Origin of the sequence: Burkholderia sp. WP9 (assembly GCF_900104795.1) — a bacterium.
Lineage (GTDB): Bacteria > Pseudomonadota > Gammaproteobacteria > Burkholderiales > Burkholderiaceae > Paraburkholderia.
Genome location: NZ_FNTG01000001.1, coordinates 2,086,966 through 2,103,739, shown reverse-complemented (window position 1 = coordinate 2,103,739; position 16,774 = coordinate 2,086,966). Strand labels below are relative to the sequence as shown.

Below are 16,774 nucleotides of genomic sequence, written 5' to 3'. Positions count from 1 at the left end.
GGGCTTGATCTGGATCATTACGTGGGGTCGTGACCTGCCGATGATAACGGTGGTGAAGGCAGGCGTTCTGGATTGCACAGTGGAAAGCATAATTTCACCGGTAATCAGGAATCCGCCTGCATCGCACCGCTGCAACTGGTCTACGTGGTCAAAACTGCCAGTCCGCAGAATATCCCTCAGCGTGAGCGAGAGCTTTTTTCAGGAGGCTCGGCAATGAGCATACTCAGCAGGCTATGGCATCGCGACGAACCACGCGGAACGCCTGAGCAAGAAGAGCGGATCGACGCAACGATCGAGCGTATTCTCACGATGATCCCCCGCTTGCGCATGGCAAAGCGTTACCGTACACGCCTTGCGCCCGCCGTCGCTGCTTATCTTCGTTTCGAAGCGGCTATGCTCGCTTCGTTGCCGGCAGCGCGTCAGGCAAGTATCAACACGTGGTCGTCCGATCCCCATCTGCGCGCTTTCTTTGCAACGCCCGAAGACTTGACCACGGCATTCGGCCGCTCAGAGGCGTTGCGTGAATATTTCGACCTGCATCCTGAATCAGAGGAAGCCTATGCTGTACTCGGGATGGCCATGACTGAACGCCATGTGCTCGGCGTTGCGATGGAGGGCGACACAATTCGTCGTGACGTTGCGCAAACCACGATCTGCTTCGGCGACTATCGGGTCCGAATATGCGCCGCCACGGAGAGCGAACTGCATCAGGAAATTGGAAACCGTCTTGTCGATCAACTGGCCTTGGAAGGATTGGCGAAGCTCGCGGCTGACCGCCGCGATCTGCTGTCTCGTGGACACGAACTTATCGAGGAGCGCTTCGCTCTGTTTCAGACGCAAGGCGCGGGTATGCGCTCTGTGACTGGGGGCGGCGACGAGTCCAGCACGGAGGAGTTGGCCCGCCTGCACGCGGCGATAGAAGACAATGCCGGCAAACTCGCGGCACTCAAGGCGCCTACCGAAGTCATCGAACTCGAATTTGAACGTGTCTGCGAAGTGCTGTCAGAGTCTTCTACACATATTTACCTGACGAAGAAACGGCTGCGCATCGATCTGATGAACGTGGTCCAACCAGCGGGCTCGCGGGGTAGCCACGATATTGAATTCAACTTCGCTCGAATTCCCGGCATCAAACCGGAGCAGCGTGCTTTTGCAGTAGTTCGGTATTCTCGTCACGAGTTACTGCCGGCTGGATTGCATATTGACCCTGCAATCAGGGCACTTTAGTGGAAACCGCTGGTCACGCTCGTTGTGAATTGCATCGGCGGACCGGGCGGCGTTTCTCATCTAAAGGATGCCGTGAATACTTTCAGTCGTGTACGCGCCTCATGCCCAATGGCAGAGATCACACGGGAGACCAAAGTCCTATATCCAATATTTCGCCTGTGATGTAGCGTGAAATTGACGCGCAACGAGCAGGTACACCGGTACTAATTATCGTCGGCGGTCGTTTTCCGCCGCCGGGCATTTAGGGCAGAATTTCCGCGTCCAGCGCTGCGGAGGCTGATGTACTCCTGGCAATGTGTGTTGCAAGGCGCGGCCTTCATCGTTTGGGCCGGTGTCCACTGGAGGGGCGACGTGAGTGGTGACCGTCGACTAAATCGGGAACTTTGTGCAATCGCTCTCGTTTTCGTCACTCAGACTGTTGCAGCGGGTTTTGCATGCGGAGATGAAATCACACTGCAAACCAATCTGTACAACATACACTACCACTATGACCCAGATCACATACCATACTCGCCTTTGGTCGCCGCAGAGTGGCGACGAAACGACGGGTGGTTGATCGGAGGCGGGGTATTTCTAAATTCATTTGGACAGTTCTCACAGACGGTTTATGGCGGATATCTCTGGAACATTGCCGACACCGGGTTTTATGCGAAGTTGGTGGGTGGTGTCGTTCACGGTTACACGGGGCAATACAAAGACAAGTTGCCGCTCAATGTCGGGGGATTCGCTCCTGGTATCATCCCGGCCATCGGATATAAGCTGGGGCCCGTGAGGATTGAGACACAGTTTATCTGGACCAGTGGGCTCATGATCACAGGCGGCATCGCCTTCTGACGGATATCGCTCGCTTCGTTCCAGCCTCGATCTCATTGAGCCATTCGTGTCCGTCATCGCCCAAGCGGCAAGCTCGTCGCCGGGCGGTTCGTGGTGAAGATCGGGGCAACGGTTCAGCATGCGCACACATCTCGCGATAGACCGGGGCCGTTGTGGAACGTAGTCGGCAGTCGCCTGGTCATCCGCCAAGCGCCATGACGATCATAATGAGTACGACCCCGAGTATCGCCATCAATGCGCCTGTGAAAGCGGGTCTTCCAACGCCGGCATACCGTCCCAGTGTCGCGCCCACCGCAAATAGCATCGCCACGGCAACACAACGGGATGAAGTCAAGGCAACGTGAATATTTTGCGTGACGAGAAAAGGAAGCGCGACAGGAAAGGTCGCGATAACGACAAGTAGAAAAATCCCAGCTGCCGCCGCGAAGTCCTCCGTGCGAAGAAGGGGGTGCCGGGTAAGATCCAAAGCAAGCAGGCGGTGCCGCATGCCGGCAATTTCCTCTGGTCCGCTGATCGCGGCAACATAACCGGGTAGAGAATCTCTGACCAGGTTGAACCCCGTTTCAGAGTCGGCTAAAGCGATCTGCGACGCGACCACTCGATTGTGGGTTCGTTCGGTTACGATCCTGAGCAGGTACATGACTGCGTCGACCAGACCCCATGCGAGATTGCAGCCTAGCGCAGCCCTTGTCGCGGCACGCGCCTGCTGGCCTTCAGGCGAGGCGAGCGAGACTGTGCCGACGATAGTAACGGCCATGATAATGCCGAACAATATTTCAGAGGTTCGATCTATCGGGTCCAGAAGCCGTCTGACCTTCATATTCTTCATTGATCTTCTACCGTTGTCCTCTTTCAACCGTAGTCCACAGTTGGGTGAAGTTGTTGAGGCTGGTCAATCTTCCCGACGAAATTAAGCACGGATCTAAGGTGAGCTTTTCGCAGAACGTAGACTTGCGTGGGCCGAAATGGAGGCATTGGATGTGCGACGTCGCCATGCAGACGTGAATGGGCCGAAAGTCCTATTGCCGCACCGTGATATGCGGACGATAGTGAGGTGATGCCATTAATTTTGCGCGTTTCAAAGGGGGAGCAATGTCTAAAACGCTTGAGAGAAGGGAAAGCGCGGATGCTGCCAGGTTGGGACAGATCGACAACAAGACTTACATGAAAGAGCTCGCTCGATTGCACGTTGAACTGGTGAAGCTTCAGGAGTGGGCTGTCGCGACCGGGGCGAAGATTTGCGTCGTATTTGAAGGGAGAGACGGTGCGGGCAAAGGGGGCGCGATCAAAGCCATTACGGAACGCGTCAGCCCACGGATCTTCCGTGTCGTTGCGTTGCCGGCACCCACTGATCGCGAGAAGACCCAGATGTACGTGCAGCGATATCTTCCCTATTTGCCCGCGGCGGGTGAAATCGTACTCTTTGATCGGAGTTGGTATAACCGTGCGGGAGTAGAGCGCGTGATGAAGTTTTGCACGGAGGAACAGGCGCAAGCGTTCCTGAAAGCAATTCCGCTGGTGGAAAAAGCGATCGTGGGTTCAGGCATTATTCTTTTGAAGTATTGGCTGGAAGTGAGTGAAAAAGAGCAGACTCGCAGGCTGGAATCGCGCATCAATGACGAACGAAAAATATGGAAGCTCTCTTCAATGGATCTCGAGTCATACAGCCGCTGGTATGACTACTCTCGGGCGCGCGACGAGATGTTTGCAGCAACGGACACCGAAGGCTCACCCTGGTTCGTGGTGCCTTCTGATCACAAGAAGCGCGCCCGTCTGAATATCATTAGCCATCTCCTGAATTCGGTTCCATACAAAGAATTGCCGCGCAAGCGGATTGCGCTGCCGGCGCGCCAGAAACCAAAGGGCTATGTCGATCCTGCATACCCGTTTCGATACGTGCCCGAGGTTTTCTAATAATTAGGCAGGTGCGCTTTTGATCTCGCTCTTAAGCGCCATGTGGCGGCAAGAAGCTAAACTCGTAGCCGCACTTTTTTCCAAATAAAATGGGAAAGTGGTGTAAATCCCTATTCAAAAATTCTAGCTTCAATTCGCTAAATTATATTTATGTTAGTTTTTCTTAATTAAATAACGATGGCTGCGAGGTAGACTTAGTTAGGTAAAAAAATAAAACAACAGTAAGGTTGACCGAAAACCGATGATATAAGTCAAAAAATAAGGGAGGAAATGCGCTAGAGTGAGTTCACAGGGTCGGCAGTTCTAAGTTGCAATATGGATTGGCCCGCGCGATTCGGAAGATATGTCAGGCGAGCGGACCAGTCGCAACGACTCGAAAAACGAGCTATACATGGCGCGGAGACATCGATGACGAATCGAATTGGGCAGGTGAAGGCGTTTGCCCTTCGCCTTGCTGGAAATTTGACGGCTCTATACTCCCCTCGCAGGCTTCCTGCTGCTAGTCGCACTGGCGTTGAAACTGGCTGTTCGATGGAGATGCAATTTTCGGCTGATCGGGCCTGCGTTCTGTTGCCGCAAGACAGCCTGACGTCTGCTTTAGCGCATGTTGCGCACCCAGCAGGAGAGAGCCTATACGCATCCGGATCGACGGACACGAAGGCAAGCTCGCCACAGCAAATCATCTCGCCATTTTCGTGGTTTCGTGTGCCGCGTCGCCCGGCGCTTCAGATGCTTGATGAAAATATGTCTTTGCGAGATGCGCTCGAGTTGGTGCCTGTTCCCATCCTGACAGTGGACGCGGAAAATCTCATCACGTTCGCCAATGGCGGCGCCGTTGAATTGTTTGGGCGTAGCCAGGACGAGATGATGGGCGCATCAATTGAGGTGCTTTTTCCACCTGCTGTTGATTGCGAAGGGCACCGTGCCGTTGACCATCTGTCCACATCTGGCGAACGCCCGGAAAGAGTTCTGGTACGTCAACTGGTAGCAAGTCGCCGCAGGGGCGGGGATTTCCCAGCGGAAATCAGGATCGTTCGGGTCAAGTCGCATAGTCAAGAGGCGCAGATAGTCGCTATATCCGACCGCAGTGATTGCAGCGAGCTCGAACTGAGCCGGAACGAACTTGCGCATCTAGCCCGGGTTTCGTCGCTAGGTGAACTTGCCGGGTCCCTTGCCCACGAGTTGAATCAACCGTTGACAGCGATCCTCAGTAACGCGGAGGCTGCGCAAAGGTTGGTGAACCTGGGCGCAAGCAAAAACGCAGAACTTCGGGAAGCGCTACAAGATATTGTTGCTGATGACTGTCGAGCCAGCGAAGTCATCCAGAGAATCCGCACGCTGGTGAGGAATGGCAACATCGAGATGAAGCCGTTGGACCTGGGGACGGTGGTCGCGGATGTGGCCGCGCTGGTGCGTAGCGACGCAATGGTTCGCGGCGTACATGTGACCTTTTATGTCGAAGATGCATTGACCATGGTACGCGGCGACCGGGTTCAATTGCAGCAAGTCCTACTTAACCTGCTACTGAATGGTTTCGATGCCGTGCAGGGACGCGCGCCGGCGGAACGTCTCGTCGAATTGGCGGTGCACCGGGCTGTTGACGGCGGTGCGCACATTACTGTGAAAGACCACGGTAACGGATTGCCGGCGGATCACATCGACAAGGTGTTCCTGCCTTTTTACACCACAAAGCCGCAGGGATTGGGTTTGGGCTTATCCATCAGCCGCACGATAGTCAACGCTCACGGTGGCTGCATGTGGGCTGAGAAGAACGACGGCCCGGGTGCGTGCTTCCATATTACATTCCCGCCGCGTCAGACATACGGCGGAATTGCTGGAGCAAATGACCATGAGTCAGCCTAACAGTCGAGTATTCCTTGTCGACGACGATGAGCAGGTGCGTTGCGCGATCTCGCGCCTGCTTCGCGCCGCCGGCTATTGTGTGCATTCCTTCGACAGTGCCGAGGTATTTTTCGATCGAGTGGATCTTTCGAGTTCTCCTGCGTGCCTTCTACTCGATCTGCAGATGCCAGGAATGACGGGGCTCGACGTACAACATCGGTTGAATGGACGCGTTCCCATCGTATTTCTTACCGGACGTGGCGATGTCGAATCGAGTGTCGACGCGATGAAGGCAGGCGCACTAGACTTTCTGATTAAACCGGTTCGGGAATCGGTGCTGATTGCCGCTGTCGATCGAGCTCTGCAATCTGCCTGCAAAGAGTTTGAAGTAGAGCGGGAACATGCGGAGCTATTGGGGCGTGTCAATCAACTCACGCGTCGCGAACGCGAGGTCATGGCCCTTGTTCTGACTGGGCGTTTGAATAAGCAGGTCGCAAGTGATTTAGGAGCCGCAGAGAAAACAATCAAGATTCACCGCGGGCGTGTGATGGAGAAGATGAGGGCGAGATCAATCGTCGAACTCATTCGCCTCGCGGATAAGGCCGGTGTGCACGCGGCCGATGATCAATCACCTTCTACTTGACCGCCTCCTTCGGCGCGCACTTCACTTGATTACTTCTTGTGCAAGTTTTCTAGTGGACCAAAGTCCTATACCACGATCGCTCATCTGTCTTTAGGATGAACCTGCTGGGATCTTCTCACAGGAGCACTTGCGCGATTGCGTCCATACAATGGTCAAGTCCAGTCGAATAGTCGCTGTGGTGGATGACGACGAGTCGGTCTGTCGCTCCATCAAACGTTTGTTGCTCTCCGCGGGAATCGGGGCGGAAACGTTTGTCAGTGGGGAAGCTTTTCTCAACGCGCTATCGGCTGTTCCTTCGTTTTCTCCGGACTGCGTCATTCTGGACCTCCAGATGCCAGGCATCAATGGGCTAGAGGTCCAGCGGCAACTTGCTCCGCGCGATCTCCCAGTCATCATCATCACCGCTCATGACGATATCACTGTGCGGGAACGAGCCATGGCGTCTGGCGCGACTGCATATCTGCGCAAACCGTTCAACGGGTCAGCCTTGATCAAAGCCGTCGAGCAGGCGTTAGGCATCAACCCGAGCAATAGCGGAGATTGCTGATTCGTCGCTGTATATGAGACTAAGGTCCGATTGTCTCGTGCAGGGTCGTCAAGCAAACTGAATTGCGTCGAAGCATACGTTGCGATGCCTGTTGGCTTCCGCTGTGGACGCGGGAGTGACGTCGTGCGGCAGTCAGGGGCGCTATTGAAGGAGACACGTAATGAAACTCGAGTCTACGGTCGTCGCGATCTCGTTCGCGTTTTGTGCGCTCAATGTTTACGCCGACGATTTCAATGGCAGCAAGAAGCTGGTTTGCGCGACCGTCGAAGCTCATGCGTGCGATCCCGGCCTGGAGTGCAAGCGTTCCTTGCCCGATGACATTGGCGCTCCCCGATTTCTAACTCTGGACTTTAAAAAGAAAGAGGTGATTGGACCCGTTCACACCACGCCTATGCTCGTAGTCAATAAAGAACCCGAGCAGGTAGTCATGGAGGGCACCGAGATGGGATACGCATGGACCCTGATCCTCGACTCGACTGACGGATCAATGACATTGATGCTCGCCAATAGTAGCGATGCAATCGTGTTGTTTGGCAACTGCACACCCTCCTGATCAGGGACAGTGCCATGAAAACGGCTTCGCTTCTCATTGGCCCGTATAGCAAGCTGTGCCACTCCCGTGGCGCACTAGTCCGGTTTTTCAACAGCAGGGAAATGCGGGCTGTAGCGCATTTCATCCGTAATACCGGCATCGATGCGACGGCGTCACGACTCGACGATCGTGGCGTGGCATGTCGCCGGCCCAGTTTGGCATACCTCGGCTTGCCGCTGCTTTTCCTTGCGGCACTCACGCTATTGCCCGGCTGCAAGAAGCAGGCGGCGACTCCGGCTGCACGCCCGCCCGAAGTGACTGTGATGTCGGTGGCCCAGCAGGATACTCCGGTCGACTTCGAATTCACGGCCCAGACCCAAAGTTCACGCGAAGTGGAGATCCGTGCGCGCGTTGACGGCTTTCTGGAAAAACGCATGTACGTAGAGGGCCAGGTTGTCAAAGCAGGCCAGACTATGTTCCTCATGGACCAAAAGCCATTCGAGGCCGCGCTCCAAACAGCGAAAGGACAACTGGCCCAACAGCAGGCGCGATACCAGGTCGCGAAAGCGAATCTCGGGCGGGTGGTCCCGCTTGCGGAACAGAACGCGTTGAGCAAGAAGGATCTGGACGACGCGATAGGAAATGAAAAGCAAAGCGCCGCAGCGGTGATAGCGGCACAGGGAGAGGTTCAGACGGCCCAGCTCAATCTGGGGTACACGACCATTAAATCCCCGCTGACAGGTCTGTCCAGCTTTGCGCGGCAGCAGGACGGAAGCTACGTGACAGCGACGTCCAGCGGTCTTCTGACCTATGTATATCAACTTGACCCAATGTGGGTCAACTTCAGCATTTCGGAAAACGAGATGTTGCGATATCGGGACGAAATTGCCGCAGGGCGGTTGAAGTTTCCACCTAACAGCGAGTTTGTCGTCACGCTGATTCTGGCGGACGGGAGCTTGTTCTCCGAGAAAGGCCACATAGATTTTGCCAACCCCGCCTTTAACACGGAAACGGGGACTTTTCTTGTGAGAGCGGTATTCGAGAATCCGAAGGGGACTTTACGCCCCGGCCAGTTTGTCAAAGCGCGGGTGTCCGGCGCGACGCGGCCCAATGCGATGCTCGTGCCTCAGCGCGCAGTATTGCAGGGCGCCAAGAGCCATTTCGTGTGGGTGGTCGATAACGATTCGAAGGCTCACCAGCGCGTGGTCGAGGTGGGGGATTGGCACGGTGACGACTGGTTCGTCTCTGACGGGCTGAAGGTCGGCGAACGCATTGTGGTTGACGGCGCGTTGCGCGTCATTGCCGACAGGCCGCTCAATATCGTCAAAGGGGCACCGGCAGCAGGTAGTGCAGCGGCGCCGGCTTCTGGTTCGGCGGCAAGCCCTGCTGCTGAACCCGTTGCCGAAGGGCGAAATGCTGGGCCGGGCGGACCCGCAAGCAGCGCCACCCAGTGAATGGATGAACGACATGAATGTCTCGCACTTCTGCATCGATCGTCCGATATTCGCGTCGGTTATCTCCATCGTTATTACGCTCGGCGGAGCATTGGCGATGCTGGCGCTTCCGGTCGCCCAGTATCCTGACATCACGCCTCCGCAAATCACGATTTCTGCGACCTATCCGGGGGCCAACGCCGAAGTGGTGGCGAACAATGTCGCCGCTCCAATCGAGCAGCAAGTGAATGGCGCGGACAACATGATCTACATGAACTCGTCCAGTTCGTCGACGGGGAACCTGACGATCAATGCCTATTTTCAGATCGGCACCAACCCGGAGCTTGCTCAGGTCGACGTTCAGAACCGCGTGAACCTCGCTCTTCCGCAATTGCCGCAGTCGGTCCAGGCGCAGGGCATTCAGGTACAGAAGAAGTCGTCCGCTTTCATGATGGTGATTGCGATCTATTCGCCGAGTGAACGCTACGATTCGGTCTATATCGCGAACTTTGCCAACATCTATGTGCTCGATGCCATCAAACGTATTCCGGGCGCGAATCAGTCGAGTATCTTCGGTAATCCGGACTATGCGATGCGTATCTGGCTCAAACCGGATCGGATGGCGCAGTTGGGCGTTACCGCGGCTGACGTTCAGCGAGTCGTGGCGAACCAGAACCAGCAATTCGCGGTGGGCAGCATTGGACAATCACCCACCGGGCGGCCTGTCGAGCAGTCTTTTGCCGTCACTACGACCGGCCGCCTCGCGGAGCCCGCCGAGTTCGAAAATATCATTGTGCGCGCGGCAAGCGGGGGAGCTGCGATTGTTCGGCTCAAGGACATTGGACGCGCGGATCTCGGACAAAAAGACTATTCGATTCGCAGTCGTTTCCAGGGAAAGCCCGCGACGGTCATTGCTGTCTATCAGCAGCCGGGCGCGAATGCACTCGAGGTGTCGAAGCAGGTGCGGGCGACGCTTCTGGAGCTGAAGAAGTCGTTTCCCGAAGGGTTGAGCTATGAGATTGCGATGGACACGACGGAATTCACCCGCGCATCCATCTCAGATGTCATCCACACCTTCTTTGAAGCATTGATATTGGTGGTGATTGTTGTCTTTGTTTTCCTGCAAAGTCTGCGCGCAACGTTGATCCCTATTGTGGCGGTCCCGGTCTCGATCGTGGGCACATGCATGTTCATGCTGCCGCTGGGTTTCTCGATCAATATGCTCACGCTGTTCGGAATGGTTCTGGCGATCGGGATTGTCGTGGACGATGCGATTGTTGTGATCGAAAACGTCGAGCGCAACATGACGGTCTATAAGCTAAACCCGAAAGATGCTGCGAAAAAAGCAATGGACGAAGTGGCGGGGCCGGTCATTGCGATTGTATTGGTGCTGTGCGCGGTCTTCGTGCCGGTGGCGTTTCTCGGTGGCATCACCGGGCAGATGTACAAACAGTTCGCCATCACGATCGCTATATCGGTGGTCATCTCCGGTATTGTGGCGCTGACGCTTTCGCCAGCGCTTGCCGCTTTGCTGCTGAAGAGTTCGCACGGTGAGAAGAAGGGATTTTTCCGCTGGTTCGACAACGCTTTCTCGCGAATGACGGCTGGATATTCGAGAGCGGTGAGACTGCTGATCAAGCGCTTTGTGATCGGACTGGTGCTTTTCGCCGGCATGATCGCGCTGGCTGTTGTCATGATGAGGTCTATCCCTGGGGCATTTTTGCCGCCGGAAGACCAGGGCTATCTGCTCGGCGCGGTCATCATGCCTGACTCCGCGAGTCTCGATCGCACCGGTGAAGTTTCACAGCAGGTGACGGATTACTTCAAGAAACAGGGGGCTGTGGGCAGCATTACAGTGGTGGATGGTTACAGTCTGCTGGATAACCAGAACAAGAATAACGCGAGCGCGTTTTTTGTCGGGTTCAAGAGCTTCGAGGAGCGCTATTCCTCGGAGAACAGAAAGACGCAGAACGCACAAGCGGTCCTGATGGACGCCTATCGTGGATTTTCGACGGTAAAGGAGGGCGTCGTCATTCCAGTCAACCCGCCGTCGATCCCGGGGTTGGGTACGACAGGCGGCACAGAAGTGTGGATCCAGAGTAAAGGGGATGCAACCGTCGCCCAACTGGCGGAGGTGGCGGACCAGTTCGTCCAGAAGGCGAAGCAGCGACAGGAACTGACGGGCGTGACCTCGACATTCAATGCGTCGTCGAGGCAATTGTTGGTGAAAGTGGATCGTGACAAGTCGGAGACGCTCGGCGTTCCGGTCGAGGACGTGTATAGCGCGATGCAAACAATGTTTGGATCACTGTACGTGTCGCAGTTCAACCGGTCCAGCCGGCTCTGGCAAGTCATTCTGCAGGCGGAACCTTCGTACCGCCTTAAGCCTGAGGATCTCGATCAGATATTTGCGCGCAGCCGCAGCGGTACGATGGTGCCGATCAAGTCGGTGGCGAGTTATCAATATGTGACCGGCCCGGATCTCGTCACGCGCTTCAACAACTTTCCCGCCATCAAGATCACGGCAAATGCTGCTCCGGGTTTTAGCTCGGGCCAGGTCATCGCCGCGCTGGAAGACCTCGCCTCGCAAATGCCGCAAGGCTTCGACGTCGCGTGGAGCGGTGAGGCGTATGAAGAGCGTCAATCCGGCGGCACCTCCGGCCTCGTGTTCGTATTCGGCCTCGTGATGGTGTTTTTGATCCTCGCGGCACAGTATGAAAAGTGGACGTTACCGATCGGGGTGCTGATGGCGGTGCCGTTCGCTCTCTTCGGCGCGCTACTCGCCATTCTGTTGCGCGGGTTGACCAACGACGTGTACTTCCAGATCGGGTTGACGATGCTGGTCGCGTTGGCCGCCAAGAACGCCATTCTTATCTTCGAGTTCGCGGTATTGAATCGTGGCACTGGCGCATCGGTTCTCGACGCTACGATGACAGCGGCCGAAGAACGGCTGCGCCCGATCGTGATGACCTCGCTGGCGTTCATTCTGGGGTGCGTGCCGCTTGCAATCGCACGCGGCGCGTCGGCGAATAGCCGGCACTCCATCGGTACGGGGGTGATTGGAGGGATGCTCGGCGCGACGGTGCTCGCCGTGTTCTTCATTCCAATGTTCTATTACCTGCTCGAGTCGATGTCTTCACGGTCAAGCGGCGGTAAGCAGACGCCAGACCAGGGGAGCGGCAACGTGAACCCCGCCACGCCTCCGGATGCGACGCCAGGTCCTGGCTCGACGCACCCGGCGCCGTCGGCACCGCGCGAGGGCGACTGACATGGAACGCCTGGCCCTTATGCGCGTCCTGGCCTCGCTCATTCTTCTTCCTTTGAGTGGCTGCCTGCTCGGCCCCGACTATGTGCGGCCGAAAGTCGATGTGCCGGCGACTTTCCGCTTCGCGCAGGGCAGTTCGGTCGACGTCGCGAACACGGTCTGGTGGGAGCAGTTTCTGGATCCGGTGCTGAACCAGCTCATTGCAACGGCGCTGAGCGAAAACCGGGACGTGAGGGTAGCGGCCGCGCGGGTCGAGGAGTTTCGCGGCCAGTTCGTGACAACCCGGTCCGCTCTCTTCCCGCAAGTGGCTGCGGGTGCCGACGCATCACGTCAGCGTGCGTCGCAAAGCGCGGGTGTACCGTTCCCGGCAAACGTGAGTCCCGTTTATAACCAGTTCGACGCGACGGTGTCGGTGGCCTGGGAGATCGATCTGTTCGGCAAGTATCGGCGGCAAACCGAGGCTGCGCGGGCAAACCTGCTGGCAAGTGAGGAGGGCCACCGCGCGATCATCCTCGCTTTGGTGGCTTCCGTTGCGTCGTCGTATGTCAACTTGCGCAGTCTCGATCGGCAATTGGAAATTGCGAAAGACACGGCAGTCAGCCGGGCGGAATCGGTACGTGTATTCACTGCCCGATTCCAGGGGGGAGAGGTTTCGCAAATGGAGCTCGCCCAAAGTCAGTCGGAATACGAGTCGGCGCAAGCGACCATTCCGCAAATCGAAACGCAAATTGCCCAGCAGGAGAACGCGCTATCCGTGTTGATCGGCAGAAATCCCGGCCAGATTCTGCGAGGACGAGAACTGTCGGCGTTGGGGACGCCGCAGATTCCAGCGGGCCTGCCTTCGGAACTGCTGGAGCGCCGTCCGGATCTTTTGCAGGCGGAGCAAACGCTCGTCTCGCAGAATGCATTGATCGGCGCCGCGCGCGCGCTCTATTTCCCTTCGATATCGCTGACGGGGCTATTCGGCTCGCTCAGTACGCAGTTTTCGAGCCTCTTCACCGGGCCCGCCCGAGTGTGGTCTTTCGCGGGTTCATTGACGCAGCCGATCTTCACGGCAGGGAACATCTCAGGACAGGTGCGCCAGGCTGAGGCTCGTCAACAGGAAGCGCTGTTCGCATACGAAAAAACGATCCAGGTCGCATTTCAGGAGGTTGAAGACGCGCTTATCTCCGTGCAGAAAACGCATGAGCAACTAGGGTCGCAGGGAAATCAGGTGGAAGCGCTGCGTACTTACGCACGGCTGGCACGCTTGCGCTATGAGGGCGGTTATACGAGCTACATAGAAGTGCTCGACGCCGAACGCAGTCTCTTTAACGCACAGCTGGGTTACACGCAAACACAGGGCGCCGTGCTCACCTCGTACGTCAGTCTGTACAAAGCCCTCGGGGGCGGTTGGGTTCTGGAAGCTGAAAAGATGTCGAATCCCGCGCCTGCGCCGTCGGCCGCGCCGGTTCCGGCCTCCTCCGTGAGCACTGAGCCGGTTGCGCAGCAGGTCCCGCCGGCTGATGGGGCAATCGCACAGGAGCCGCGATGATCGACGCCGATATCATCGCTTGCCACGACTGCGATTTGCTGCAGCGTGGAAGCCAGGTGCAACCCGGCAGCACGTTGCGCTGTCACCGCTGCCACGCGGAGCTGCGTCGAGGCCGCTCCAACGGTCCCGAATATGCTTTGGCGTTTACGACGGCATCCGTGGTGTTGCTCGTCATCTCCAATGTGTTTCCGATCGTGGGTCTGTCGGTGAGCGGCACTCTCGTTCAAACGACGCTAGCCGGATCCGTGCGGGTCTTGTACCTGGATGGCATGTGGCCGCTTGCGGCGCTGGTGGGCCTCACGACGATTTTCATGCCGGTGGTGCAGACCGTGACGATGCTGTGGCTGCTGCTGCCTTTGCATTTCAGGCGCAAGCCTTGGGGTCCGGTAGGCGCATTCCGGCTGTTTCAACTGGCTCGCCCGTGGGGAATGACCGAGGTGCTGATCCTTGGCCTACTGGTTGCGCTCGTCAAGCTGGCGCATATCGCGAAGGTCGTGCCCGGTACGGCGCTGTGGTCCTTCATCGCGCTCATGATCATACTGGCGGCCGCCGCGGCCTCATTCGATCCACAAGAGGTGTGGTCGCGTATTGCCGCTGCACGAAACAACGATAGGAGCTTACGCCTGCCGCGGCGCACTCCCGCGAATGGTGCGCTGACAGGGGCAGCATGCGGACTTACGCTCTGTCACGATTGCGGTCTGCTGGTGGGCTCGCCGAAGGGTTCCGTTGCGCGGCATTGCCCGCGTTGCGGAGCGTCGCTGCACGTGCGCAAACCGGCCAGCCTGTCGCGCACGTGGGCGTATCTCCTCGCCGCCACCGTGCTCTATATCCCGGCGAACGTTCTACCCGTAATGGACACGAGTTCGCTGTTCGGCGCACAGAAAGACACGATCCTGAGCGGCGTGGTCTATCTCTGGGTATCGGGGTCGTGGCCGCTTGCCGTTCTCGTCTTTATCGCAAGCATTGCTGTGCCGATGCTCAAAGTTCTTGGGTTGGCCTATTTGACGATCTCGACACAGCTTCATTCGCAATGGCTGCCTGAACAGCGTACGCAAATCTACCGCGTAATCGAGCTGGTCGGACGCTGGTCGATGCTCGACATATACGTCATCACGATGCTGGTAGCCTTGGTCCAATTCAAGGCACTCGCGACTATCAACGCAGGTCCCGCGGCTATTGCGTTCGGCGCGGTGGTGGTGCTGACACTGTTGGCGGCGATGTCTTTCGATCCGCGTTTGATCTGGGACGCTGTGGAGCGGGATCATGACCACGCCTAGCGAAAAACCCGATACACCTGATCTGGTTGAGGCCGACGTGGTCCCGCGCTCGCGCTGGCGCATGCAGCTAGTGTGGCTGGTGCCTATCGTGGCGCTGCTGGTGGGCGGATGGCTCGCCACGAAGGCCGTGCTGGAACGTGGAGAAAAGATAACCATCAGCTTCAAGACGGGTGAGGGGCTGGAAGCGGGTAAGACCAAGCTCAAGTTCAAAGACGTCGATATCGGGGTCGTCGAAGCGGTGACGCTCTCAACGGATCACAAACACGTCGTCGCGAAAGCCGAAGTGGTGCGCGATGTGGCGAATATGCTTGTCGACAATACGCGCTTCTGGGTGGTGCGTCCGCGCATCTCCGGCGGCACGGTGTCCGGACTCGGCACACTTTTGTCCGGGTCTTACATCGACGTGGATGTCGGCAATGCCGTGAAAGCCCGTCATGACTTTGTTGGGCTGGAGGTGCCCCCTGTATTTGCCAGTGACATTCCCGGGCGCGAATTCACGTTGAAGAGCACGGGACTCGGCTCGCTGGATGTCGGCTCGCCGGTCTATTTCCGAAGGCTTCAGGTTGGACAGATTGCCTCCTATCAGTTGGACCCGGATGGTAAAGGCGTCACGCTCAAGGTATTCGTGAATGCCCCTTATGATCGGTTCGTGAAAAGCGATACGCGCTTCTGGCACGCCAGTGGAGTCGATATGGCATTCGATACGAACGGTCTGCGGATCGAGACCCAGTCGATCGTTTCGATCATCATCGGCGGTGTGGCATTCGAGTCGCCCGCGGATTCGGTCGAGGAGGTCGCGGCGGTGGCCAATGCGCAATTCGAACTGTATTCGACTCGCGCCGATGCGATGAAGCAGCACGACCGTATTGTCGATAGGTATGTAGTGAACTTCACGGATTCCGTGCGCGGTCTGACGGTTGGCGCACCCGTGGATTTTCGCGGCGTAGTGATCGGCGAAGTGACACAGATCTATACGCGATTCGACCCGGAACGCCGCCGCTTCAGTATTCCGGTTGAGATCCAGATCTATCCCGAGCGCTTTACCTCGCGCTATCAGACCGGGCGAGCCGGCGGCCGCATCAGCGAGGATCCAAAAGGAATCGCCAATTACCTGGTCGAAAATGGCTTTCGCTTCCAGCTAAAGAGTGGCAATCCTCTGACCGGTCAACTCTATCTTGCGCTGGATTATTTTCCTGACGCCCCGAAGGCCAAGATCGACTGGAACAGGTCACCACCTGAGTTGCCGGCTGTGCCGCGCACGCTGCAATCGCTGCAGGATTCGGTTACGCGCTTGCTGACGAAGCTCAATAGCATTCCGTTCGAGGCAATCGGAAACGACGCCCGTACGACGCTGCAAACCACGAACTCGATGCTCTCGAAACTCGACGCGGATGTCATTCCACGCGCTCACGACACATTGGCTTCCGCGCAAACAGTGCTTAATTCGGCGAATACCGCGCTGCAACCCGATTCGTCCTTGCAGCAGACGACAGAAGAGACTCTTAGAGAGTTGACCCGTACCTCCGCGGCACTCCGTACGCTTGCGGACTATCTTTCGCAGCATCCCGAAGCATTGGTTCGCGGAAAGCCCGGAGGGCAGCCATGACTCGATATCGGCGTCGTGACGGGAGCGCAAGGCACGTGGCTCGGCACGGAAACGGCACGCCAATGAGCGGATGCCGTCTTGCTGTCGTATTCATCGCGGGACCAAACGGCGGGGGAGTTC

At 57.2% G+C, this 16,774-nt stretch carries 13 protein-coding genes; 12 read left to right on the top strand and 1 reads right to left on the bottom strand.

The features are described 5' to 3' along the window. The first annotated feature begins 72 nt into the window (after nucleotides 1-72). Together BLW71_RS09330 and BLW71_RS09325 are read left to right on the top strand one after the other, a co-directional pair. A complete protein-coding gene (locus BLW71_RS09330) occupies nucleotides 73-1,227 on the top strand; it encodes a hypothetical protein (RefSeq protein ID WP_286161960.1) in 1,155 nt (384 codons plus the stop codon). Nucleotides 1,228-1,506: 279 nt separating this feature from the next. Next, nucleotides 1,507-2,061, top strand: a complete 555-nt coding sequence (locus tag BLW71_RS09325; protein ID WP_091795466.1) for a hypothetical protein — start codon at nucleotides 1,507-1,509, stop codon at nucleotides 2,059-2,061. A 178-nt stretch (nucleotides 2,062-2,239) separates the two neighbouring features. Here BLW71_RS09325 and BLW71_RS09320 read toward each other — a convergent pair whose 3' ends face one another. Next, a complete protein-coding gene (locus BLW71_RS09320; protein WP_143048312.1) occupies nucleotides 2,240-2,890 on the bottom strand; it encodes a hypothetical protein in 651 nt (216 codons plus the stop codon). Nucleotides 2,891-3,153: 263 nt separating this feature from the next. On the opposite strand from BLW71_RS09320, the gene ppk2 reads away from it, so the two are divergent. The 10 genes from ppk2 to BLW71_RS09270 all read left to right on the top strand — a co-directional run bounded on the left by ppk2 (nucleotide 3,154) and on the right by BLW71_RS09270 (nucleotide 16,654). Further along, nucleotides 3,154-3,975 carry a polyphosphate kinase 2 gene (gene ppk2 / locus BLW71_RS09315; protein WP_091795460.1) on the top strand — a complete coding sequence of 274 codons (822 nt, stop codon included), beginning with the start codon at nucleotides 3,154-3,156 and terminating at the stop codon, nucleotides 3,973-3,975. 408 nt (nucleotides 3,976-4,383) lie between these two features. After that, nucleotides 4,384-5,838 carry a two-component system sensor histidine kinase NtrB gene (locus BLW71_RS09310; protein WP_177204994.1) on the top strand — a complete coding sequence of 485 codons (1,455 nt, stop codon included), beginning with the start codon at nucleotides 4,384-4,386 and terminating at the stop codon, nucleotides 5,836-5,838. Beyond that, nucleotides 5,825-6,460: a response regulator transcription factor gene (locus tag BLW71_RS09305; RefSeq protein WP_091795455.1), complete on the top strand. Its 636-nt coding sequence runs from the start codon at nucleotides 5,825-5,827 to the stop codon at nucleotides 6,458-6,460. Before BLW71_RS09310 ends, BLW71_RS09305 begins: the two co-directional genes overlap by 14 nt. 148 nt (nucleotides 6,461-6,608) lie before the next feature. Next, nucleotides 6,609-7,007, top strand: a complete 399-nt coding sequence (locus BLW71_RS09300; protein WP_091795452.1) for a response regulator transcription factor — start codon at nucleotides 6,609-6,611, stop codon at nucleotides 7,005-7,007. A 160-nt stretch (nucleotides 7,008-7,167) separates the two neighbouring features. Further along, entirely contained in the window at nucleotides 7,168-7,560 is a 393-nt protein-coding gene (locus BLW71_RS09295) for a hypothetical protein (RefSeq protein ID WP_091795450.1), read from the top strand. Nucleotides 7,561-7,574: 14 nt separating this feature from the next. Continuing rightward, nucleotides 7,575-8,993, top strand: coding sequence for an efflux RND transporter periplasmic adaptor subunit (locus BLW71_RS09290; protein WP_286161959.1), 1,419 nt, complete (start codon nucleotides 7,575-7,577; stop codon nucleotides 8,991-8,993). A gap of 13 nt (nucleotides 8,994-9,006) precedes the next feature. Beyond that, nucleotides 9,007-12,240, top strand: a complete 3,234-nt coding sequence (locus BLW71_RS09285; protein WP_091795448.1) for an efflux RND transporter permease subunit — start codon at nucleotides 9,007-9,009, stop codon at nucleotides 12,238-12,240. Nucleotide 12,241: 1 nt separating this feature from the next. Continuing rightward, on the top strand, nucleotides 12,242-13,771 hold the full coding sequence (locus BLW71_RS09280; RefSeq protein ID WP_091795445.1) for an efflux transporter outer membrane subunit: 1,530 nt from the start codon (nucleotides 12,242-12,244) through the stop codon (nucleotides 13,769-13,771). Beyond that, nucleotides 13,768-15,048, top strand: a complete 1,281-nt coding sequence (locus tag BLW71_RS09275; protein WP_091795443.1) for a paraquat-inducible protein A — start codon at nucleotides 13,768-13,770, stop codon at nucleotides 15,046-15,048. Before BLW71_RS09280 ends, BLW71_RS09275 begins: the two co-directional genes overlap by 4 nt. Further along, nucleotides 15,035-16,654: a PqiB family protein gene (locus BLW71_RS09270; RefSeq protein ID WP_091795441.1), complete on the top strand. Its 1,620-nt coding sequence runs from the start codon at nucleotides 15,035-15,037 to the stop codon at nucleotides 16,652-16,654. Before BLW71_RS09275 ends, BLW71_RS09270 begins: the two co-directional genes overlap by 14 nt. The last annotated feature ends 120 nt before the right edge of the window (nucleotides 16,655-16,774 follow it).

Excerpts from the sequence above, each read along its gene's own strand:
- BLW71_RS09275 (WP_091795443.1), top strand. The coding sequence starts at position 13,768 with ATGATCGACGCCGATATCATCGCTTGCCACGACTGCGATTTGCTGCAG.
- BLW71_RS09290 (WP_286161959.1), top strand. The coding sequence starts at position 7,575 with ATGAAAACGGCTTCGCTTCTCATTGGCCCGTATAGCAAGCTGTGCCAC.
- BLW71_RS09325 (WP_091795466.1), top strand. The coding sequence starts at position 1,507 with ATGTACTCCTGGCAATGTGTGTTGCAAGGCGCGGCCTTCATCGTTTGG.
- BLW71_RS09320 (WP_143048312.1), bottom strand. The coding sequence starts at position 2,890 with ATGAAGAATATGAAGGTCAGACGGCTTCTGGACCCGATAGATCGAACC.
- BLW71_RS09300 (WP_091795452.1), top strand. The coding sequence starts at position 6,609 with ATGGTCAAGTCCAGTCGAATAGTCGCTGTGGTGGATGACGACGAGTCG.
- BLW71_RS09305 (WP_091795455.1), top strand. The coding sequence starts at position 5,825 with ATGAGTCAGCCTAACAGTCGAGTATTCCTTGTCGACGACGATGAGCAG.
- BLW71_RS09280 (WP_091795445.1), top strand. The coding sequence starts at position 12,242 with ATGGAACGCCTGGCCCTTATGCGCGTCCTGGCCTCGCTCATTCTTCTT.
- BLW71_RS09295 (WP_091795450.1), top strand. The coding sequence starts at position 7,168 with ATGAAACTCGAGTCTACGGTCGTCGCGATCTCGTTCGCGTTTTGTGCG.
- BLW71_RS09270 (WP_091795441.1), top strand. The coding sequence starts at position 15,035 with ATGACCACGCCTAGCGAAAAACCCGATACACCTGATCTGGTTGAGGCC.
- BLW71_RS09310 (WP_177204994.1), top strand. The coding sequence starts at position 4,384 with ATGACGAATCGAATTGGGCAGGTGAAGGCGTTTGCCCTTCGCCTTGCT.
- BLW71_RS09285 (WP_091795448.1), top strand. The coding sequence starts at position 9,007 with ATGAATGTCTCGCACTTCTGCATCGATCGTCCGATATTCGCGTCGGTT.
- ppk2 (WP_091795460.1), top strand. The coding sequence starts at position 3,154 with ATGTCTAAAACGCTTGAGAGAAGGGAAAGCGCGGATGCTGCCAGGTTG.